Below are 20679 nucleotides of genomic sequence, written 5' to 3'. Positions count from 1 at the left end.
GGGGCTGAGGAGCATGGCAACTTGTTAAGCATTTGCTTAAATAATAAATTAGCAATACCTTTGCCCGAAATAACCGTTATGAATCCGGATCTAAATTGTAAGCGCGCCAGGGCCGACCACCAACAGATTGCACGCTGCCGTAAGTCGCTGACGGCTTCCGCGAATGTTATCGGTGAGGTAAGCAAAACCCTGGCGCTGGCCGGCAACGAAGTCCGACTAAAGATCCTGTACCTCCTGCAAAAGGAGCAGGAGTTGTGTCCGTGCGATCTGGCGGATATTCTGTCCATGAGCGTCCCGGCGATATCTCAGCACCTCCGCAAAATGAAGGATGCCGCCCTGATCGACTTTAGGCGAGAGGGTCAAACGCTTTATTATTCACTATTGCCCCAACCCACCAGCGTGGTAACGGACATTTTAGAGTGTCTTCATCCCGCCGGCGCGACCGTCTGATTCGGAATGCCAAAAATTGTAATCGTATGGATTTGATTAAACGTCCTGGTAAAGCGGCCTTCGCGGGACTGCTGACGGCCGCTGCCGCGTCCATCTGCTGCATCACCCCCGTACTCGCGGTGCTGGCGGGCACGAGTGGTATGGCGGCAACCTTTGCGTGGATGGACCCCTATCGCCTTTATCTGATCGGCATCACGGTGGTGATGCTGGGGGTCGCCTGGTACCAGGCGTTGAGGCCCCGCACGGAACAGGAGATCGCCTGTGCCTGTGATGATGATCCGCAGCCGGGATTCTTCCGGTCCAGAAGCTTTCTGGGAATTACCACGGCCGTCGTCGCGCTGATGCTCAGCTTTCCGTACTACGCTAAAGCGTTTTATCCCCGGCCGGTCAGGGAAGTCGTGTACGTGCAGCAGAGTAATGTTGCGGAAACGGAGTTCACGGTGGAGGGGATGACCTGCGCGGGCTGTGAGGGCCACGTGGAAAGCGAGTTGAATAAACTGACGGGTATCCTCACCGTAAAGGCCAGCTACGATAGGGGAAATACCGTGGTGACTTACGATTCCACCCAGGTCGACGCGCAGCAAATCCTGGAGGCCATTAACCGTACGGGGTACACAGCAACGGAGAATCATGAGTGAGCAAATCAACAGGACGTACGACGTCATCGGCTCCGGAATGGCCGGTATGACCGTTGCCAATAAGTGTGCGGCTAAGGGTCTTACCGTGGGTATTACCGATGAGTTGCCCTACGGAGGAACCTGTGCGCTCAGGGGCTGTGATCCGAAAATGATCATCATTGGGGCAACGGAGGTCCGTGACTTTGCCCAACGCCTGAAGGGTAAGGGCATAACGACCGTACCCGAGATCAACTGGCAGGACATTATGGCCATACGAACCGCAATGACCACGAAAGAGCTCAGGACCATGATCTTCGCTTACCCTACCATGGCGTCCGACTTGACGTATATGCTCTAACTATGACCAATATGGAACCTACCCTCCTCTCCACCATCACCTGCCCGGTATGCCAATACGAGAAGGAAGAGACGATGCCGACCGACGCCTGCCAGTACTTTTACGAATGTGAAGGCTGTGAAACGCTGCTGAAACCGACCGCCGGCGACTGTTGCGTATTCTGTAGCTACGGTACCGTACCCTGTCCGCCCATTCAGGCTGACGGCGGAAGGTGCTGCACGACGAAGAGCTAGAACACACTCACGTAACCCAGGTGTACTTTCGGGGCCCCAAGGTCCACGGGCTGCCCGCTACGGGCGCCGAGGGCCAGACTCAACCCGAAGATGCCCGCCCGCGTCTCGAAGTTTACGCCCGCCCCGAAACCACGGGGATAGTCGATCGGTAATTCAGGGCGGGCGGAGCTGCGTCCGTTTACCCGGGCCACATCGGCAAAGGCATACAGGAAGGCGCGCTCCCCGAGCAACAGGCGGTACTCGGCGGTGAAGACCTGGTAGTCCGTGGCGAAAATCTGTTGTTCGTCAAATCCCCGCAGTAGGCGCGCGCCGCCGAGCCGGAATTGTTCGTTGGCCAGCACTTCCCGCCCGGTAAGCAGTGCCCGGGCACGTAGCCCCAGGTAAAGCACGGTGCCCACCAGCGGCTCGAGGTAGAAGTCCGCCGCCGCCGTTAACTGATACTGGGCGCTGCGCCGTCCTAGACTATCGGCCACTTCCCCCGTAAAGTCCAGGTTACGTAAGCGGCGGAAGCCGGCCGCGGCACTGACGTCGATGGCGTAGCCGTTGCGCGGACTGAACCGGCGATCGGTTCGGGTACGGCGGAGCTGCAGCCCGAATAGGGACCGACTCACGCCCAGCGTATCCGGAAGTTGCCCGTTGACCAGGCGGGCGCTGTCCAGTCCGGGGACGATCGTACTGCGCTGTTCCCAGAAGGCGGAGAGCCGGTCGTTGCCCTGCCGCAGGTAGGTCGCGGCCAGGTGCCAGCCCAGGTTCAGAAAGGAAGTGTCGCGGCGGTACAGCTCCAGTTCTCCCTCCACGCCGAAGGGAAGGCCGAACAGGAAGGGATAGTCGAGTCCGAGCTGCAGCTCCTGCGTTTGCGGTTTCAGTTGTTCGAAGCGGGCGGCAATGCGTTCCCCCTGCCCGAAGCCGTTGTAGAGCTCGCCGTTAAGCTCGCCGGTGATCAGCAGCTTCCCCGTTTGGTTACTGTTGGGAAGTACTCCGATGACGAAATCGAACCGACTGGCCGGCCGCCGCTCCAGAGGAAGATCGATGTAGGCCAGGCTGTCGCGGAAACTAACGATCGGGGACCCCTGCACCGTCAGGTACGGAAGCTGGGCCAGACGTTCACGGATCCGTCGTACGCTGCGTTGGGAGTAGGGCTCTCCCGGCGATAGTCCCAGGTACCGTTCCATGAAAAGGGTTCGTACCCGTACGCCGTCCGGTATTCGCAGTTCCCCGATCCGCACCCGGGGACCGGTACGCACGTCCACCGTGGCGGATACTTCCCCCGGCGCCACCCACCGGAGGTCGGTAAGCGCGGCCGACGCAAAGGGGTAGCCCGCCGTAGCCGCCCGCGAAACGATGCTGTCCCGTACCCTCGTCCAGTCGTTCGGAGACAACGGGCGGCCGTTCGCGAAGCGCCGGGCCCGGTAACCGGCCCGGCGGGCCCAGGCCCGTACCCGGGGGTCGTCGGGAAGGGATACGGATGCCCACCGGTAAGCGGGGCCCCGGTGCAGCACGGCGGTCATCGTCAGGCTATCGGGGGCAAAGAGCGTATCTACCGAGGCTTCCCAGTAGCCCCGATCATAGTTCCGTTGCTGCCAATCGGCGAGGTACTGCACCACGGCCTGGGAATCCGCAAAACTCGGTGGTAGCGCATCGGTCCACTGAAAATCGGTTGCTTCCGGCTGGAGGGCGTATACTCTTTGCTCCTGCGCCCCCGCCGTACGGACGTTGGCCACGAAGAGCAAGAACAGTACAAGGAAACGCATGCCGGGAGCTTAGTCTTCTTCCAACGCCCCGCTCCGCTGCCTTAGCGTACGCGCGATGTTGGAAAGCAGGCACATCGCGGCCAGGAGTAGCGCCACCCGGGCGATGATGTCGCCGAAGCGCACGTAGGGGGTGACGGCATCGTTCAAGCGCAGCGTTCCGTTGAGGTAACCCCGCTCGTCGTAGTAGGTCCGCGACTGGATATGCCCCCGCTGGTCGATGAACGCACAGGCGCCCATGTTGGCCGACCGCACGACCGCCCGCCGGGTTTCGATGGCCCGTAAACTAGAAAAGTAAAGGTGTTGCCGGTGGCCGGCGGTATTGTCCCACCATCCGTCGTTGGTCATGACGAAAACGGCCTGTGCCCCTTCGCGGATGTAGTCCGTAAAGTACTCCCCGAACACGCTCTCGTAACAGATGACAGGGGCCACCCGGGCACGTTCCCCCACCAACGGGGTGCGAGCCGACTGGCTGCCCAGGCCGGCCACCGTTCCCCCCAGACTATTCACGAGCGGTTCCAGGAAAAAAAGGACATCGCGGAAGGGAAAACTTTCCGCCCCCGGTACGAAAACCCCCTTGCGGTAAGTCTGGAACTCCCGGCTGTCAAGGTCGATTTGCACCGCGCCGTTGAGGGCTTCCAGGGCGACCTCTCCGCCGTCCCGGGAAGGGTAGTAGCGTACGGCATCGGTAACCGCTTCTCCGGGCTGGAAACGGTAGTAGCTGCTGATACCGGTGACGAGGTAGCGGACCCGTTCGGCCGGCAGCTCCTGCAGAAGGGCGCGGAGCGCGGGAGCGGTGTTTGCCACGGTCTCGTCCACGTTCGAAAAGCTGGTTTCGGGCAGGAGTAGGTAGTCCACCGGTCCGGAAGCCCCTTGCAGCGCTTCCCGGCTCAGCGATACAAAAGTGGCCAGTTGCTGCGCCTGGGTGCCCGCAAACTTCTCGTAGTGGGGCTCGAAGTTGGGCTGGATGGCACTCACGGAGATCGTCTCCCCGGGCGGGGGCGTGTAGGTTGCGTACCGGAGCAGCGAACCGGCCACCGGCAGGACGACCGCGGCCGCGAGCGACCAGGAAAAACTCGGCCGGCGGGGCAGGTAAAAACGCAGGACCAGCCAGTTTACCGCGAGGATCCAGGCGCTTCCTCCCAGTACGCCGGTCACTTCGTACCACTGGATGAGGGCGGGATACTGGGCAAAGCCGTTGCCGAGGGTGAGCCACGGCCAGTTGAGTGACCAGTTATAGTGCAGATGCTCGAAGCTCAGCCAGAAGGCGATGAGGGAAAGGTAGGACACCCGCGGCGACACCCGGCTCGTCCAGTGGAAGAGCATCCAGGGGATGCACATCAGCAGACTGTTGACCGCTACGGCAAAGAGGCCGGCGGCAAAGGCGGTATTGGTGACCCAGAAGGTCGCCAGTATATTGTAGAGCAGAAAGGCATTGAACCCGTGCAGAAAGATCGCGCGGGAGGACAGTTCCGCACGCTGGACCAGCAACAGGGGTACCCAGGCGATCAACAGCAGGAAGGGGAGGGGCAGGTAACCGGGAAAGCCGAGCCCGAGTAATACCCCGCTGGCCGTGGAAAGGTAGAAGTACCGACGATCGTCCGGCGCTTGCTTGGCGGTGAACAGCAGGGTCGCCCCGAGCCACGAAAAGAGGTACAGAGCGAGCGGTAGGTAGCCCCATAAGTCCTCCCGCTGTGTACGATCGTACATCACGTAGCCCACTACCGCGGCGAGCAGTAATAGGATTATGCCGGAGTAGTTTCGGGTCCTGGGTGACATGCCGCGAATATAGCCCGCAGACCGGCACCCGTGCCCCGCCGGCCGGTCAACTCATCACCGTGCGTAAAATGCCCAGGGAATTGATCTCCTTCATGCCCTCGATGTGGTAACGGTAATACCGCAGCAGGTCCGTGAGCAGACCGGAACGTTCCTCCCGACTGGTCTTGATGGTAGCCAGCTCCCGTCGATCGGCGTGGAGCAGTCGGTACATCAGAGCGGCACGGGCGTCGGCCAGGTACTCCGTATGCCCGGGGAAGCCGCCGATGAACTGTCCTTCCCGCAGGTCGAAGAGGGGAGTGGCGGGGCCCTGATCTCCGGACGGAAGAAAACCCAGGTGAGCCGTCAGTTCGAGCAGGAAGTGCAGGTGAAAGTTGTTGGTGGGGCCGCTCGTCGTATCCAGAAAGGCGAAGGAGTCAAAGAGGAAGGCGAACAGCGCCGGATTTTGTTCCGCTTCCCGAATGCTGTTGCGGGCCACCTCCAGCATGAAGAGCCCGATGGTGCCCCGCTCCACCTCGAAGGGAATACGGGTATAGATCAGGGCCGGCTGCACCTCCTTCAGTCGCGTCAGTTCCTTGCCGGGGCGCTCGTAGGCAATCAGGTCGACCAGATTCATGAGTTGTAACTTACTGGCCGGGGTCGAACTGCGGGCCTTGCGTACGCCGCTTACGATGTACTTGCGGATGCCCCGCTCTTCGGTATACACCTCCAGAATGAGTGATGAATCCCCGTACTTGGTACTGCGAAATATGATGCCACGCGTCTTTAAAAGCATACTGCCCTAACAACCCGGGCGCGAAAAGGTGGTTTCGTCGCCTACTTGTAAAAGATGCCGAAACGGACTAACTTTGCCCCGGCAATAGTTGTCAAAGCAATAAAATACGATCATGACCCAGTCCGCACCCAGCCCCGCTACCACCACCGACGCCTTTCCCATCAACGGAACCGACTACATGGAAATGCTGGTCGGCAACGCCCGCCAGTCCGCCCTGTTCTACCAGGCCGCCATGGGTTTCCAGCCGCTGGCCTACGCCGGGCTGTCGACCGGCGTGCGCGACCGCGAGTCGTACGTACTGGTGCAGGATAAGATTCGCCTCGTCCTGACCACCCCCCTCGTGCCCGGTACCGACATCGGAAAGCTCATCGATACCCACGGGGACACCGTGCGTACGGTAGCCCTCTGGGTGGATGACGCCACGGAAGCCTACCGGACGGCGATCGAGCGGGGCGCGGAGTCTCACTTCGAGCCGCGGGAAGAATCGGACGATCACGGTACGACGGTCCGGTCGGCGGTCAAAAGCTACGGCGACGTCGTGCACATCTTCGTCGAGCGCTCCAACTACACGGGAGTCTTTCTGCCCGGATTCGTTGCCTGGGAGCCCGACTACCGTACCGAACCCGTCGGACTGAAGTACATCGACCACATGGTCGCCAACGTCGCCGAGGGTGAGATGAATAAGTGGGTGCAGTGGTACGCCGACGTGCTCGGGTTCCGCCAGCTGGTCAGTTTTGACGACAAGGACATCAGTACCAAGTACACCGCCCTGATGAGCAAGGTGATGTCCAACGGGAACGGCCGCATCAAGTTCCCGATCAACGAACCCGCCCCGGGCCTCAAGAAATCGCAGATCGAGGAGTACCTGGAATTCCATGGCGGTCCCGGCATTCAGCACATCGCAGTAGCGACCGACGATATCGTCAAGACCGTGACCGCCCTGCGCAACCGCGGCATCGAATTCCTGCGGGTGCCCGCGACCTACTACGACGACCTGCTCGACCGCGTAGGGAAGATCGACGAGGCCATCGAACCGCTGCGGGAGCTGGGTATCCTGGTCGACCGCGACGACGAGGGCTACCTGCTCCAGATCTTCACCCGCCCCATCGGCAGCCGCCCCACGGTGTTCTACGAGATCATTCAGCGTAAGGGAGCCACCAGTTTCGGCAAGGGCAACTTCAAGGCGCTCTTCGAAGCCATCGAGCGGGAACAGGAGCTGCGGGGTACCCTGTAACCGATCAGGTAGTACGGAATAAAAAGCCCCCCCGCCGACGGCACGTCGGCGGGGGGGCTTTTTTTGTAGTCTCCGGCGCGGCACCGGTGGGCTTACTCGGGTTCGAAGCCCAGAATGATGTTGAAGGTGCTCAGCTTGTTGTTTTCGGTGAAGTCCACGTCCTTATCGAAGCCGTAGCCCCAGTCGAAGCCGAGGGTACCGAACATGGGCAGGAAGACCCGGGCTCCGAGACCAACGCTCCGCTTAAGGTCGAAGGGGTTGAAGTCGCGGGAGGTGCGCCAGGCATTGCCGCCCTGGGCAAAGGCGAGTACGAAGATGGTACTCGAAGGATTGAGCGACAGGGGGTAGCGGAGTTCCACGGTGTACTTGCTGAAGATGGGCGTGGCGATCTTACGGTTGCCGCCGGATGCCGCGTCGTAGACGAAGTTGTTCGTCAGGTCCTCGATCTCGTAACCGCGCAGACTGATGATGTCCACCCCGGCAAAGGCAAACTGCTGGTTGTTTACGCCGTCGCCTCCCAGCTGGAAGCGCTCGAAGGGGCTCACGCCCACCGCGTCGTCGTAGGCGCCGAGGTAGCCGATCTTGGCCTGGGTCTTCAGAATGAGCTTACCGGTCAGCGGGGTGTACCACTCGGCGTTCAACCGCCACTTGTGGTATTCGACGTAGCGGAAGCGTTCCTCCACGGTTTCCAGATTCTCCGGGTCGTTGCGGATGCCGAGGCTGCGGTAGGGCGGCGTGGCCTGGATAGACAGTTCGATGTTGGATCCCTGACGGGGGAAGATCGGGTCGGTAGCCGTGTTGCGCGACAGCGAGAACTGCAGGCTGAAGTTGTTGTAATTGCCCGTCGTGACCCGTTCGTTCTGGTCAGTGGTGAACAGCTCGCCCCAGTTATCCAGGGTCAGGGTCTGCAGGTTGAGGCCGGTCCGGAACACGAAGTTGTCGTCGGGCCAGCGCAGGCGGGTACCCAGACTTACCGAAGCCTGCTGAATGATGAGTTTGCGGGCCACCGTGCTAGTGCCGAAGTCGTACTTGTTGTAGAAGGCCGATACGGACAGGGAGGTGGGCCGCTTACCGCCCAGCCAGGGCTCGGTGATGCTGGCGTTGTAGCTCTGGTAGAAACGACCGTTGGTCTGTGCGCGCAGCGAGAGCCGCTGCCCGTCGCCCTGCGGCAGGGGATGCCAGGCTTCGCGGTTGAAGAGGTTGCGGAGGCTGAAGTTGTTGAAGGTAACCCCGAGGGTGCCGATCACGCCGCGCCGTCCGCCCCAGCCGGCACTCAGTTCGAGCTGATCGCTGGGTTTTTCTTCCACGGTGTAAATGATGTCGACCGTTCCGCGGTCGGGGTTCACGGGCGTTTCGATGCCCAGGGTTTCCTGGTTGAAGTAGCCCAACCCGATGATCTGCCGCTGGGAACGAATGATGTCGGAGCGGCTGAACTTCTCCCCCGGCCGGGTGAAGACCTCCCGGCGGATCACGTGCTCGTGGGTGCGGTCGTTACCGTTGATCACGACCTTATCGATGGTGGCCTGCGGGCCCTCGAAGATCCGCATTTCCAGGTCAATGGAGTCGCCCTCGATCGCCACCTCGATGGGGTCGACGTTGAAGAACAGGTAACCGTTGTCCATGTACAGGGAGGAGACGTCGGCGTTGTCCTGGCTGAAGTTCAGCCGGGTCTGTAGTTCCTCCTCGTTGTAGATGTCGCCCTTCTTGATGCCGAGGACGCGCGACAGGGTTTCGTTGTCGTAGATGGAGTTGCCCTTCCACTGGATGTTGCGGAAGTAGTACTGGTTGCCCTCGTTGACCCGGATGTCGATGACCAGATCGCCCTTATCGTTGCGGTACACGCTATCGTCCAGGATGCGGGCATCGCGGTACCCGAGGGTGTTGTAGAACGCGATGACGGCATCCTTGTCGGATTCGAATTCCTCGGGGCGGAACTTCGAGGACTTGAAGAGTTTGCTCTTCTCGTTCGTCTCCTTCATCTTCTTCTTCAGCTTGCTGTCCTTGACGGCCTCGTTGCCGATGAAGTTGATGTCGGCGATCTTTACCCGCTCGTTGCGGTCGACGTCAAAAACCAGGCGGACGGAGTTAGCCCGGCTGGTATCCTGAATCTCTTCCACGGTGACGGCGGCGTCGAGGTAACCCTTCTCCACGTAGTAGTTGCGGATGGCCTCGGCGGCGTTCACCTTCGCGTCTTCGGTTACGATACCCCCCCGCACGATGAATTTATTCACTTCCTCGTTCAGGTCGTCGTGACGGCCCTGTTTGGCGCCGGTGAAGCTGTGGCGCAGAAAACGGGGGCGTTCCTCGACCCGTACGATCAGGAAGATCACGTCGCCGATGGTCTTTTCCTCCTCGATGGATACATTGGTGAACAGCCGCAGGCGCCACAGATTCTTGATGGCCCGGGGGATGTCGGGTCCGGGGATCCGCACTTCCTGACCGACGCTCAGGCCGGTCACGCCGATGATGGCGTTTTGCTCGGCGAAGTAGGCGCCCTCGATTTTGATCCCCCCGATTTCGTAGGTCTGCGGCTCGGAGTAGTCGAACACCGGCAGTTCCAGGGAGTCCGTCTGGGCGTAAAGGGCGGGAGCACCCAACAGGCAACCGAAACAGAAAACGATAAAGCTTAATCTCATACTACTGAAGTTTGCCGGCGCGCGGGCCGGCCGTCGGGGTAAAGGATAGGTACGAATGCTCAGGGGTTGGTTGCCTGTTTGAGCTGCTCGCTGGTTTTGCCGAATCGTCGTTCCCGTTGCTGGAAGTCGACCACGGCGGCGTATAGGTCCGGCTTGCGGAAATCGGGCCAGAATACGGGGCTGAAGTAAAATTCCGCGTAGGCGGCCTGCCAGAGAAAGAAGTTGCTGAGCCGGTGCTCGCCGCTGGTGCGGATGATGAGTTCGGGGTCGGGGTAGGCATGGGTACTGAGCCGGGAACCCAGGGCCGCCTCGTCGAGGCTATCCGGATCCAGGCGGCCGGCCGCTACTTCCCGGGCCAGTTGCCGGGTGGCGCGGGCGATGTCCCATTTGCCGCTGTAGTTCAGGGCCAGGATGAGGGTCATGCCTTCGCCGCCGCTGGTCTGTTCGATGCCGAAGGCGAGGGCCTCCCGGGTGGCGGAGGGCAGTCCGTCGGTATCGCCGATGGTCGCCAGCCGGATGCCGTTGTCGAGCATCATTTTCATCTCACTGCCGATGGTGTCTACCAGTAGCTGCATGAGAGCACCCACTTCCATCTGGGGGCGGTCCCAGTTTTCGGTACTGAAGGCGTAGAGCGTGAGGTACTTAACCCCGAGCTCGGCGCAGGCCTCCACGGTAGCGCGCACGGATTCCACGGCGCTGTGGTGTCCGAAGACGCGGGGCTTGCCCTGCCCCTTGGCCCAGCGCCCGTTGCCGTCCATGATCACCCCAACGTGGAGGGGGAGGCGTTCCTTGTCGATCTGTTGTTCCAGCTCCTGCATAGATAAAGACGGGCAAAGGTAGGGAAATTGGACGTATGCTTGTAAGGGACCACCAAAGGTACGGCGGTCGGGGGAAGGGGGCGGGGACGCAGGTGCAATGTTTGCCCGTGGATGCCCGCTTTTTTGGCTTTCCGGTTTAGCGTTGGACCCGCGCTCCGCCGACCTAAAAACGGAAAAAACGGGTGCGCCAGCGAATTTTCACTAAATTGCGGCGTGGGCAGCCTGTTGCCGCCCGGAGTTCGATCGTGTAGCGAAAGTCAATCGCCCTAATACAATGAGGCTAGCAATACTTATTACCGCCGTTTGGCTGGTACTTTGCGGAAATTTGTCCGCCCAGACCGTTCTGAGCGGTTCCATTTTTGACGCTCAGACCGGCGACCCGCTCATCGGGGCCAGCGTTCTGGTCAAGGGTACCACTACGGGTACGGTCACCGAGCCCGACGGCAGCTGGACGCTCACGGTCAGTGGATTGCCCACCATCCTGCAGTTCTCGTACATCGGCTTCGCACCCACCGAAGTGGAGGTTACTTCCCAGGACCAGGATCTGAGGGTCCGGCTTGGCGACGACGCCATCACCACCGACGTGGTGGAAGTGCGCGGCCGGCGCATCAGCGAAAAGCAACAGCAGGCCGCCCTGACGGTGGAAACCCTCGACGCCATTGCCATCAAGGAGACCGCCGCGGCCAATTTTTACGACGGGCTGGGCAGCCTTAAGGACGTGGACCTTACCGCCGCCAGCCTTGGCTTCAAGATCGTCAACACCCGCGGCTTCAACAGCACGAACCCCGTGCGTTCCCTCCAGATCATCGACGGCGTGGACAACCAGAGTCCCGGCCTCAACTTTTCCCTGGGCAACTTCCTCGGCGCCTCGGAACTGGACGTGAACCGGGTGAACCTGGTGGTGGGCGCATCCTCGGCCTTCTACGGTCCTAATGCCTTTAATGGTGTGATCTCCATTGAAACCAAGGACCCCTTCCTGCAGCAGGGACTCTCGGTGCAGGTGAAGGGGGCCGAACGTAGCTTGTTCGAAGCCGGTATCCGCTGGGCACAGGCCCTACGGAACGATTCCGGGCGGGAGTGGATGGCCTATAAGGTTAATCTCTTCGGCTTTCGGGCCAACGACTGGGTCGCCGACAATTACGACCCCGTCTTCGGTACCGAGTTAGGCCGTAATAACCCCGGAGGGTACGACGCGGTAAACCGCTACGGCGATGAATTTAACCGCTCGTTCAGCTTTCCTACCGTGAACGGTTTGGGAACCATCCGCCGCCCTGGCTATAACGAGGAGGATCTGGTCGACTACGATTCCGAAAACCTGAAGGCCAGCGTGGCCGTGCACTTCCGCCTCAATCCAGAGCGCACACTGGAAAGCACCGAATTGCTGATCGGCTCCAACTACAGTACGGGTACCACGGTCTACCAGGGAGATAACCGCTTCAGTCTGAAGGACATCCGCTTTTTTCAGCACAAGGTGGAGTTGCGCAACCGCGACAACTTTTTCCTGCGGGCCTACATCACCCACGAAGATGCCGGCAACAGCTACGACCCGTACTTTACCGCCCTGCGCCTCCAGGATTTGCACAAGACCGACGGCCGCTGGCAGTCCGATTACCGCAACATCTGGATCCGCGACATTCAGCCACAGGTCAATGCGTTAGAGAATTTTCCGGACTGCACGGGATGTTCGATCCCGGAGCGGCGGCAGGCCGAACGTGATTTCTACGCCTCCGATGAGGTACAGGCGTTACTTCCCGAGCTGCACGATCAGGCCAGAGCTCTGGTGGCCATGGCGAGCAGCTTCGGCACCCAGGATCGCTTCGAGCCGGGTACGGCACGTTTTCAGGCGGCCTTCGACAGCATTACCACCACCCGCCTGGGGCAGGGGGGGACCCAGTTCTTCGATAAGAGTGCCCTGTACCACGTACACGGCGAAAAGCAATTCAGATCCGTCTGGCAACCCGCCGAAAACAGTGCGCTCGACCTGACGGTGGGGGGCAACTTCCGGCAGTATACTCCCAATAGTCAGGGAACCATTCTGCTGGACACGATGGGGCGGAACATTAATACCAGCGAGTTCGGGCTGTACGGCGGCGGCACGATGAATTTGCGGCAGGTAAAGCTGAGCGCGAGTTTGCGGGCGGACAAGAATCAGAATTTCGATCTGCTCTTCAGTCCGGCGGCTTCCGTGGTATACTCCCCCCGCCCCAATACCACCCTGCGGGCCTCCTTCAGTTCCGCCATCCGTAACCCGACCCTGAACGACCAGTATCTCTTCTACAACGTCGGCCGCGCCATTCTGCTGGGAAATATCGATGGAGTGAAAAATCTGGTCACGGTGCCAAGCTTTGTGGACGTAATCAGTATGTCGATTCCGGACGTGAGTCAGCTCGAGTACTTCGACGTCGACCCGATCCGGCCGGAGAAGGTCCGGACCTTTGAGTTGGGAGCCCGCTCTACCGTCGGCGAGCGGCTGTACGTAGACGCAACGTATTACTACAGTCGGTACACCGACTTCATCGGTTTTAACCTGGGCCTCGACGTCAATATATTTCAGGGATCTCTCTCCGACCAGCAGGCCTACCGGGTGTCCGCCAACGCCACGGACGTGGTCACGACGCAGGGCTTCAGCATCGGCTCCAACTTCTACTTCGCCGACTATTTTTCGGTTAACGGAAATTATAGTTGGAACGTCCTCAATACGCAAACCGACGACCCCATTATTCCGGCCTTCAATACCCCGGAGCATAAGTTCAATATCGGCGTATCCGGCCGCGACATTCCCTTCCGACTATTCGGGAATCCGCTCAACGGGCTGGGAGCCAATATTAACTATAAGTGGGTAGACAGCTATCTATTCGAAGGTAGTCCCCAGTTTACGGGCCCGATTGAGTCGTACGGCATGCTGGACGCTCAGGTTAATTTTACCGTACCCAGAATTAAAACTACATTTAAATTAGGGGCGAGCAACCTGCTCGACAACCAGGTCTTCCAGGTGTACGGAGGTCCGCGGATCGGCCGCCTGGCCTACGTCTCCGCCACCTATAACCTCGTTCGGCAATAACCCTTGCCCCCATTAGTGGATTAAATCAAACAATATGTATAGCAAAATTACCCTGTTGTTTACCCTGCTGCTGGTTGCCGTATCGGCAGTGCAGGCGCAGACTCGCTTCGTCGACCCTATATACGGCGTCAGCGAACCCACGGTCGCTACCTACGGATCGAATATTGACGTCTACGAAATCGCCCGCGGTCAGGCCGGTGACCCGAACGCTACGCCCCTCCGCAGCCTGAATATGGATGTGTACCAGCCCGTCGGCGATGAAGACATGGGACTCCGCCCCGTAGTGGTCGTTTTCCCCACCGGTAACTTCCTTCCCCAGTACGTGAATCAGGGGCTCTACGGTACCCGCCAGGATTCAGCCGTCGTGCACCTCGCTTCCGAGCTAACCCGCCGTGGATACGTAGGCATCGCCGCCGAATACCGCGTCGGTTGGAACCCCCGGGGCGATCAAAATACGCGCACCCGCACCCTGCTGCAGGCCGCTTACCGCGGAGGGCAGGATGCCCACATGCTGGCCCGCTACCTCCGTAAATCCGTAAAAGAAGACGAGAACCCCTACCGCATCGATACTTCCCGCATCGTCTTTTGGGGCCTCGGTACCGGCGGTTACGTCACGATGACCCACGCTTACCTGGATCGGGTGCAGGAGATACTCGACGACGAGCGCTTTTACGACGAGAACGACGTGGCGTACGTAGACATCGACGTCAACGCCGACCCTCAGGGGCTTCTACCCGCCGAATTCGCGCCCGGTTCTACCTCCAACGTGCCCAATCACGTCGGGTATAACAGTTCGGTCGCTATGTCGATCAACAGCAACGGCGCACTCGGTGATATCGACTGGATCGAGGGGAAGGACGACGAACCCCTCACGCTCGGCTTCCATAGCCCCGGCGACATCTTCGCTCCCTTCAGCTACGGTAACGTAGTGGTGCCGACCACCGAGGATATCGTGATCGGTTGCGTAGCCGGCACGGAAGAAATTCTCGAAGTAGCGAACGCTATCGGCAACAACGCCGACATCGCAGCTGCCAATTCCACCACGCTTCCGGGGATATACAGTGATCTGTCCGTTGCCGTGAACGTGCGTAATGCCGCCTACAAACAACAGAACATGACGCTCCAGAATCCTCCGGCCTGTCCGGATCAGAGTGGATTCGAGCCGACTTTCCCGCTGTCGCGCGACAACATGTACCCACTGCAGGTCGGCAACGGTCTGGGAGCCGGTTACAACTGGGTCAATGAAGCACAGGCCCGTGCCCGCATTCAGGCGTTCAACGATGCCGGCGGTAACCTCAACGCGGAAACGGCCATTCAGGGCGAAGGATTCGTGAATCCGAACGTCTTCAATCCGGAGCGAGCTAAGATGTCGATCGATACCATGATCGCCTTCTTCGTCCCCCGCGCCTACATGGGAATGGACCTCGCCGAATTGTCCACCTCCACCGAGGACTTGATCCCCAGCGCTTCCGTCGGCCTCAACGTCTTCCCCAACCCGTCCACGGCCGAGATCACCGTCCGGGTGGCCGATGCCCACCGGATCCGCCAGATCGATATGTTCGACATCAGCGGCCGGCGCGTCGCCCAGTTCCGGAACATCGATCAGTCGAGCTTCCAACTGAACCGGGGCAGCCTCCCCAACGGACAGTACGTCCTGCAGTTGCGCTTCGACGAGGGCACTACTGCCCGTACGGTTTTCCTGCGGTAGCAGCTACGCCGTACACAGAAAGGAGAGTCCCCACCGTGCACTGCCGGTGGGGACTTTTTTATTTAATCAGGTCCTTCGGGGGAGCCAGAAATACCCCCACCCGGAAGAAGGGCCGGGCGTCCACCGTCGTTCGGATGTCCAGATCGACGTCCTCCGCCGGATTGAAACGGGTATTGACCGGAATGTAGTAACCGCCCTGGGCGAAGGTCCATACCCACTTCGAGAGATTGTGCTCGTACTGCAGCATGGCGCGCACGCCGTTGTTGCGCAGGAAGAACTGCCCCAGGTCCTCGAAGCCGGGCCGGTTGTCGGTGTTCAGGGCGTAGTATTTGCTGTCGAAGGTGGCGCCCAGCAGGAAGGTGTTGATGAGGCGGGCACCGACGTTGCGGCGCAGGTAAGCCTGGCCGGGCAGGGCAGTCTGTATGCCCCAGTGCTCGTTGAAGGTGCGGTTGTACACGAAGAAGGGCAGGGCGATTCGGCGGGCCTTATTCTGGCTGTAAGTGATGCCGACGGCCCATTCGGTGTCTTCGTCCACCTTTTTTCCGTACACGGCCGCGGCACTGTAGGTGTGGTAGATGTCGTCGAAGTCGATCAGGCCCTGGTAGTCGCCGTTGAGCGACATCCGGAAGCGGCCGGAGGAGTAGAACCTATCGTCCCAGCTGTGGGTAAAGTAGGCCGAGAGTTTATTGGCCTTGAGCCGGCGCTCGTCCAGCAGTTGAAAGAGGGTTTGCTCGTTCTCGTAGCCGGTGTAGGGATCGTTGAAAAAGTACTTTTCCGTGTCCCACTCATAACCGAGCAGGATCTTGGTGCGCGCTTTATTCATCAGCGGCACCTTGAATTTGAAGGTGAATTGCTCCAGGTGGGTCACCTTCTGGTTCCCCCCCGGGATTCCCGGCCCCCCGTCCCACATAAAGGTAGGCTGGGTTTCGTAGCGAATGGCTACTCCCCGGCTCTGGCTGCGGTAACGGACGCCGGGGCGTGAAAAAACGGGGTGATCGTCCGTCAGTACCTCCAGATTGCCCTGTTCGAGTTCGATTTGCGCAGACGCGGGAGCACTGCAGAATACCAGCAGCAAAAGGATCGGGTAGAGGGCCGGGAGGTTACGCATGTATCTTGTTAGGGTTGCGGTTTGGGAGAGTGAAGTGCTAGGTATAACTGGCTTGTACGTAGTTAATGTTCGCCCCGCGGAGGGGTTGGCCCGGGCTTCGTTTGTTAAACTTGGGCTTTCTTTGTCGGCCCAAACCGTACCGTCGTGGCCGCCCCCTTACTTACTCTTACTACCGATTTCGGACGGGAGGATTTTCACCTCCCCAGACTAAAGGCACAGCTTCTTTCCAGCCAGCCCGATCTGCAGATGGTCGACATCAGTCACGATATCCCGACCTACGATATTGTACGGGCCGCCTTCGTTTTCACGAAAGTGTGGATGCACTTTCCCCGGGGTACTATTCACCTGCTCAGCGTTTACGACTATTACCAACCCCGCGGGCGGTTTTTGGCAACCTACCACGAGGGCCACTACTTCATCGGGCCGGACAACGGCATCTTCTCCCTCATTTTCGGAAGCGTTCCCGAGCAAACGTACGTTTTGGACGGCTATGAGGCCGATACGCCCCTGAGCGTCGTGTATGCCCGGGCCGTCAGCCATCTGGCCCGCCGCAAGCCCTTTCACGAAATCGGGCTGCCGGCCACCCGCTATACGGAGCGGCTGGCCTTTAAGCCGGTAATCGGACCCAACTACATCCGGGGCTCGGTGGTCTTCATCGATCGCTTCGACAACGTGACCACCAACATCACCCGCAGCCTCTTCGAGGAAGTAGGGGAGGGGCGCGGCTTCCACCTGCTCGTAAAGCGCATGACCCCCCTCGACGGGCTTAGCTTTCGCTACCACGACGTGCCCGAGGGCGAGCCCCTCTGTCGCTTCGACTCGGACGGGTTCCTGGAGATTGCGGTCAACCTCGGTCGCGCCGCCCCACTGCTCGGGATCGCCGTGGAGGATACGGTGCAGATCGAGTTCTTTTCTCTGACCTCCTAGATGAGGCTGATGTAGTGCGGGAACATATCCCGCCAGAGGGGCCAGTCGTGCTCGATGTCGCCCCGCACGTCGAGCCAGTGATCGATACCCCGGCGGCGAAGTTGGGTGCTGAACTTGAGGTTGGCGTCGAGGCATATGTCCCAGTTGCTGGTGCCCAGTACGATCTTCATGTCCCATAGGTGGGGATCGTTGGCGCCCCCGATGAAGTCGACGGGGTTGTTGAAGTAGGCGTTGTCGTCGTAGTACCCGTGCAGGAAGGGCTTGATGTCGAAGGCGCCACTCAGGCAGAACAGATGACTAACGGCTTCCGGATGGCGGAAGGCGAAGTTGGTGGCACTGAACCCCCCGAAACTGATGCCGGCACAAGCGATGCGCCCCCCCGGCGTGTTGTACCGAATTTGCGGGACAAACTCGTCGTACAGAAATTTATCGTACTGTATGTGCCGTTCCAGTCGGTGGCGGGGGTGAATGTTGGCGTACCAACTGGCGTTGTTGATGCTGTCCGGGCAGAACACCTGTATGAAGCCCCGTTCTACGAACCAGCGTACGGACTCGATCATGCCCCGGTCCTTGGCTTCGTAGTAGCTGCCCAGCGTAGTGGGAAAGACCACCACCGGATAGCCCCGGGTGCCGAAGGTGAGGACATTGACGTGGTGCCCCAGGTGGTGGCTGTAGAATTCGGTAAAAGTTTCCTGCATGAAGCGTGATGTTGCGGCCCGTCAAGGTAGTAAACCCCACATTACCGCTACCTTCACGGCGTGAATCCGGCATCTTTCTTCAAACAGCTGATCGGCAGCATGCTCTCGCGGCGCAAGCGCGTGCTCCGGCGTAGGTACACCATCGCGAGCGAACACCTGGGACGAACGGTGCAAATCGACGCATACCGGCCTACGGTTCCCCCCTGGCGACTGCTGTCATTGGTCATCGTTAATGACGGCCAGGATCTGGACCGCATGGGCTTCCGCAAAAAACTGCGCAAGCTGTACAAACAGCGCGAACTGCCCCCCGCCCTCGTTATCGGGGTTCATGCGGCCGACCGGCTGAAAGAATATGGAACCGCTTCCCAGACGGACGATCAGGGCAGGGGAGAGCAGGCGGCGGCCTACGAAAAGTTCATCGTGAAGGAGCTGGTGCCCTGGCTGGAAGATCGCTACAATATCTTCCACGGTCCCGACCGCCGCGCGATCGCCGGCTTCAGCCTGGGGGGGCTCAGCGCCTTCGATATCGCCTGGCGGCGTCCCCGCCACTTCCGCACGGCCGGTGTGTTCAGCGGGTCGCTCTGGTACCGCGGCAAACCCTTCGATCCCGCCAAACCCGACGCGAACCGCATCGTACACGACTACGTCCGCCGCTCCCGTAAGCCCATCACCAACCGCTTCTGGTTCATGGCCGGTACCGACGATGAAACCTCCGACCGTAACAACAATGGCGTGATCGATTCCATCGACGATACCCTACACCTCATGGCTCTCCTGCAGGAGAAAGGGCTAAAACCCGAACTCGATATGACTTACGTGGAGGTAGCCGGCGGTAAGCACGAACCCGAGACCTGGGGCAAGGTGATCGGCGACTTTCTGGTGTGGGCGCTACGGGGGTGAGCCCACGTGCGTACCTTTGCCGCATGGAAACGGACTACCTGCAAGTCGCCGAGGAAGTAGGCGAGATCACCCGCCGGGCCGGCGCGGCCATCATGGAAATCTACGGCACCGATGACTTCGGCGTGGAACACAAGTCGGACGACAGCCCCCTTACCAAAGCCGATAAAGCGGCTAACGACGTAATCGTCGCCGGCCTGAATGCACTCACGCTCAGGGCTCCCATCGTATCGGAAGAAGGCAAGGACATCCCCTTTGCCGAACGGCGGCAGTACACCCGCTTCTGGCTGGTCGATCCCCTCGACGGTACGAAGGAGTTCATCAAGCGCAACGGCGAGTTCACGGTCAACGTGGCCCTGATCGAGAACGGTCGCCCGGTACTCGGAGCCGTTTACGTCCCGGCCACGGACGAACTCTACTACGCCGCCCAGAATCGTGGCGCCTGGCGGGCGGACGGTGAACGCCTGCGGGCCGCTTCCTTTACCCTGCAGGATGCCGGACTGCGCGTCGTGGCCAGCCGCAGTCATCTCAATGAAGCGACACAGGCCTTCATGGACGGATTGAACGAACCCGAAATCGTAAGTCGCGGAAGCTCCCTCAAGATCCTGGAACTTGCCCGGGGCGAAGCCCACCTGTACCCCCGCCTGGCCCCCACCATGGAGTGGGATACCGCCGCGGCCCACGCCGTGTTGTTGGAGGCGGGCGGACACCTGGTCGACGACGGCACCGGCAAGGAGCTGGTGTATAATAAAGAAGTCCTGCGCAACCCCGAATTCGTTGCCTACGGTGCCGTGAGCGAGGGACAGTTGAGCTGCTGATGATCCCCCGGCCCCTCTCGATCATCTATACCACCTTCAACGAAATCGACATCATTCGCCGGTCCCTCGACAGCGTGGCCGGCTGGAGTGATGATCTGGTGGTCGTTGACAGTTTCAGTACCGACGGTACCGCGGAACTATTAGCCGCCACGCCCGGCGTACGGCTCGAACAACGCGCGTACGCCGGACCCTCCGATCAGAAAAACTGGGCCATCGCCCGGGCCCGTCACGAGTACATCCTACTCCTCGACGCCGATGAGATCGTCACCCCGGCCCTGCGCGAGGAAATTGACCGTCTGCTGACCGCGCCGGAATTGCTGGATGCCTACTGGATTGGTCGCGACAATCACTTTATGGGACGCCGCATCTACCACAGCGGGTGGGCGGGCGATAAGGTGGTGCGGTTCTTTCACCGCGACCGGGCCCGCTACAATAGTAAACAGGTACACGAAGAGATCGAGCTTGCCGGACTGCGGGTAGGTAAACTTCAGGGTCGCCTACTTCACTACACCTTCAAGGATCTCGATCACTTTCTCGATAAGACCCGGCGCTACGCCCGCTGGAGCGCCCGGGATCACGCGGACCGCACCCCCCGCGTAGGGCTATTTCATCTGCTGGTAAAGCCCGTCTACCGCTTCTGCAAGCATTACTTATTGCAGGGAGGCTTTCGCGACGGGCGGGAGGGGCTCATCATCAGCACCGTACTGGCGTACGGGGTTTTTCTGCGCTATGCCTACCTGCTGGCGAGCCGGCGGAAATCGGCGTCATAACTGGTACGCTAATCCTTTGTTTATCATCTTTGCACCGACAAAACCCC

The 20679-nt window shown here is 60.1% G+C and carries 17 protein-coding genes and 1 pseudogene; 11 read left to right on the top strand and 7 right to left on the bottom strand.

Annotation, left to right across the window (positions count from 1 at the left end; genetic code table 11):
- Positions 1-78 precede the first annotated feature (78 nt).
- From NMA52_RS12230 to NMA52_RS12215, 4 genes and pseudogenes are all read left to right on the top strand, one after another.
- The gene (locus NMA52_RS12230; protein WP_254827959.1) at positions 79-450 is read left to right on the top strand and encodes a metalloregulator ArsR/SmtB family transcription factor; all 372 of its coding nucleotides are present in this window, start codon (positions 79-81) and stop codon (positions 448-450) included.
- Positions 451-476: 26 nt separating this feature from the next.
- Positions 477-1088 carry a mercuric transport protein MerTP gene (gene merTP, locus NMA52_RS12225; protein ID WP_254827958.1) on the top strand — a complete coding sequence of 204 codons (612 nt, stop codon included), beginning with the start codon at positions 477-479 and terminating at the stop codon, positions 1086-1088.
- Positions 1081-1344 (top strand): annotated as a pseudogene (locus tag NMA52_RS12220) (FAD-dependent oxidoreductase); the annotation flags it as partial. The gene merTP and the pseudogene NMA52_RS12220, both read left to right, overlap by 8 nt.
- Before the next feature lie 92 nt (positions 1345-1436).
- Positions 1437-1658 carry a GDCCVxC domain-containing (seleno)protein gene (locus NMA52_RS12215; protein WP_254827956.1) on the top strand — a complete coding sequence of 74 codons (222 nt, stop codon included), beginning with the start codon at positions 1437-1439 and terminating at the stop codon, positions 1656-1658.
- On the opposite strand, the gene NMA52_RS12210 is transcribed toward NMA52_RS12215, so the two are convergent.
- Genes NMA52_RS12210 through recO form a run of 3 tightly spaced genes read right to left on the bottom strand, consistent with a single transcriptional unit; the run spans position 1655 to position 5957 of the window.
- A complete protein-coding gene (locus NMA52_RS12210; protein ID WP_254827955.1) occupies positions 1655-3409 on the bottom strand; it encodes a BamA/TamA family outer membrane protein in 1755 nt (584 codons plus the stop codon). The genes NMA52_RS12215 and NMA52_RS12210 overlap by 4 nt on opposite strands.
- A gap of 9 nt (positions 3410-3418) precedes the next feature.
- Positions 3419-5185: an apolipoprotein N-acyltransferase gene (lnt, locus tag NMA52_RS12205; RefSeq protein ID WP_254827954.1), complete on the bottom strand. Its 1767-nt coding sequence runs from the start codon at positions 5183-5185 to the stop codon at positions 3419-3421.
- A gap of 46 nt (positions 5186-5231) precedes the next feature.
- On the bottom strand, positions 5232-5957 hold the full coding sequence (gene recO / locus NMA52_RS12200; protein ID WP_254827953.1) for a DNA repair protein RecO: 726 nt from the start codon (positions 5955-5957) through the stop codon (positions 5232-5234).
- Positions 5958-6069: 112 nt separating this feature from the next.
- On the opposite strand from recO, the gene hppD reads away from it, so the two are divergent.
- Positions 6070-7191 carry a 4-hydroxyphenylpyruvate dioxygenase gene (gene hppD / locus NMA52_RS12195; RefSeq protein ID WP_254827952.1) on the top strand — a complete coding sequence of 374 codons (1122 nt, stop codon included), beginning with the start codon at positions 6070-6072 and terminating at the stop codon, positions 7189-7191.
- A gap of 92 nt (positions 7192-7283) precedes the next feature.
- Here hppD and bamA read toward each other — a convergent pair whose 3' ends face one another.
- Both bamA and NMA52_RS12185 read right to left on the bottom strand, forming a co-directional pair.
- Entirely contained in the window at positions 7284-9827 is a 2544-nt protein-coding gene (bamA, locus tag NMA52_RS12190) for an outer membrane protein assembly factor BamA (protein ID WP_254827951.1), read from the bottom strand.
- Between the two features lie 59 nt (positions 9828-9886).
- On the bottom strand, positions 9887-10636 hold the full coding sequence (locus NMA52_RS12185) for an isoprenyl transferase (RefSeq protein WP_371930969.1): 750 nt from the start codon (positions 10634-10636) through the stop codon (positions 9887-9889).
- Positions 10637-10970: 334 nt separating this feature from the next.
- On the opposite strand from NMA52_RS12185, the gene NMA52_RS12180 reads away from it, so the two are divergent.
- Together NMA52_RS12180 and NMA52_RS12175 are read left to right on the top strand one after the other, a co-directional pair.
- On the top strand, positions 10971-13706 hold the full coding sequence (locus NMA52_RS12180; RefSeq protein ID WP_254827949.1) for a TonB-dependent receptor domain-containing protein: 2736 nt from the start codon (positions 10971-10973) through the stop codon (positions 13704-13706).
- 34 nt (positions 13707-13740) lie between these two features.
- Complete coding sequence (locus tag NMA52_RS12175) at positions 13741-15414, top strand: T9SS type A sorting domain-containing protein (RefSeq protein ID WP_254827948.1); 1674 nt, start codon at positions 13741-13743, stop codon at positions 15412-15414.
- Positions 15415-15472: 58 nt separating this feature from the next.
- Here NMA52_RS12175 and NMA52_RS12170 read toward each other — a convergent pair whose 3' ends face one another.
- Entirely contained in the window at positions 15473-16522 is a 1050-nt protein-coding gene (locus NMA52_RS12170; RefSeq protein WP_254827947.1) for a hypothetical protein, read from the bottom strand.
- A 144-nt stretch (positions 16523-16666) separates the two neighbouring features.
- Here NMA52_RS12170 and NMA52_RS12165 point away from each other — a divergent pair, with 144 nt between their 5' ends.
- Positions 16667-17449 carry an SAM-dependent chlorinase/fluorinase gene (locus tag NMA52_RS12165; protein ID WP_254827946.1) on the top strand — a complete coding sequence of 261 codons (783 nt, stop codon included), beginning with the start codon at positions 16667-16669 and terminating at the stop codon, positions 17447-17449.
- Here NMA52_RS12165 and NMA52_RS12160 read toward each other — a convergent pair.
- On the bottom strand, positions 17446-18147 hold the full coding sequence (locus NMA52_RS12160; RefSeq protein WP_254827945.1) for an alpha/beta hydrolase-fold protein: 702 nt from the start codon (positions 18145-18147) through the stop codon (positions 17446-17448). The genes NMA52_RS12165 and NMA52_RS12160 overlap by 4 nt on opposite strands.
- A gap of 60 nt (positions 18148-18207) precedes the next feature.
- Between NMA52_RS12160 and NMA52_RS12155 the strand changes: the two genes are divergently transcribed.
- From NMA52_RS12155 to NMA52_RS12145, 3 genes are read left to right on the top strand one after another with little or no spacing between them, the layout of a single operon-like run.
- Positions 18208-19047: an alpha/beta hydrolase-fold protein gene (locus tag NMA52_RS12155; protein ID WP_254827944.1), complete on the top strand. Its 840-nt coding sequence runs from the start codon at positions 18208-18210 to the stop codon at positions 19045-19047.
- Positions 19048-19070: 23 nt separating this feature from the next.
- Positions 19071-19862, top strand: coding sequence for a 3'(2'),5'-bisphosphate nucleotidase CysQ (gene cysQ / locus NMA52_RS12150; protein WP_254827943.1), 792 nt, complete (start codon positions 19071-19073; stop codon positions 19860-19862).
- Positions 19862-20632: a glycosyltransferase family 2 protein gene (locus NMA52_RS12145; protein ID WP_254827942.1), complete on the top strand. Its 771-nt coding sequence runs from the start codon at positions 19862-19864 to the stop codon at positions 20630-20632. Before cysQ ends, NMA52_RS12145 begins: the two co-directional genes overlap by 1 nt.
- Positions 20633-20679 lie beyond the last annotated feature (47 nt).

The organism is Lewinella sp. JB7, assembly GCF_024297185.1.
Classification (GTDB): Bacteria; Bacteroidota; Bacteroidia; order Chitinophagales; family Saprospiraceae; genus Neolewinella.
Note: the sequence above shows the minus strand (reverse complement) of the source record. Positions and strands in the feature narration are given on the sequence as shown.

Coding starts and splice junctions, on each gene's coding strand:
- bamA (WP_254827951.1), bottom strand. CDS start 9,827: ATGAGATTAAGCTTTATCGTTTTCTGTTTCGGTTGCCTGTTGGGTGCT.
- NMA52_RS12210 (WP_254827955.1), bottom strand. CDS start 3,409: ATGCGTTTCCTTGTACTGTTCTTGCTCTTCGTGGCCAACGTCCGTACG.
- NMA52_RS12175 (WP_254827948.1), top strand. CDS start 13,741: ATGTATAGCAAAATTACCCTGTTGTTTACCCTGCTGCTGGTTGCCGTA.
- merTP (WP_254827958.1), top strand. CDS start 477: ATGGATTTGATTAAACGTCCTGGTAAAGCGGCCTTCGCGGGACTGCTG.
- NMA52_RS12170 (WP_254827947.1), bottom strand. CDS start 16,522: ATGCGTAACCTCCCGGCCCTCTACCCGATCCTTTTGCTGCTGGTATTC.
- NMA52_RS12230 (WP_254827959.1), top strand. CDS start 79: ATGAATCCGGATCTAAATTGTAAGCGCGCCAGGGCCGACCACCAACAG.
- recO (WP_254827953.1), bottom strand. CDS start 5,957: ATGCTTTTAAAGACGCGTGGCATCATATTTCGCAGTACCAAGTACGGG.
- NMA52_RS12215 (WP_254827956.1), top strand. CDS start 1,437: ATGGAACCTACCCTCCTCTCCACCATCACCTGCCCGGTATGCCAATAC.
- NMA52_RS12160 (WP_254827945.1), bottom strand. CDS start 18,147: ATGCAGGAAACTTTTACCGAATTCTACAGCCACCACCTGGGGCACCAC.
- cysQ (WP_254827943.1), top strand. CDS start 19,071: ATGGAAACGGACTACCTGCAAGTCGCCGAGGAAGTAGGCGAGATCACC.
- NMA52_RS12145 (WP_254827942.1), top strand. CDS start 19,862: ATGATCCCCCGGCCCCTCTCGATCATCTATACCACCTTCAACGAAATC.
- hppD (WP_254827952.1), top strand. CDS start 6,070: ATGACCCAGTCCGCACCCAGCCCCGCTACCACCACCGACGCCTTTCCC.
- lnt (WP_254827954.1), bottom strand. CDS start 5,185: ATGTCACCCAGGACCCGAAACTACTCCGGCATAATCCTATTACTGCTC.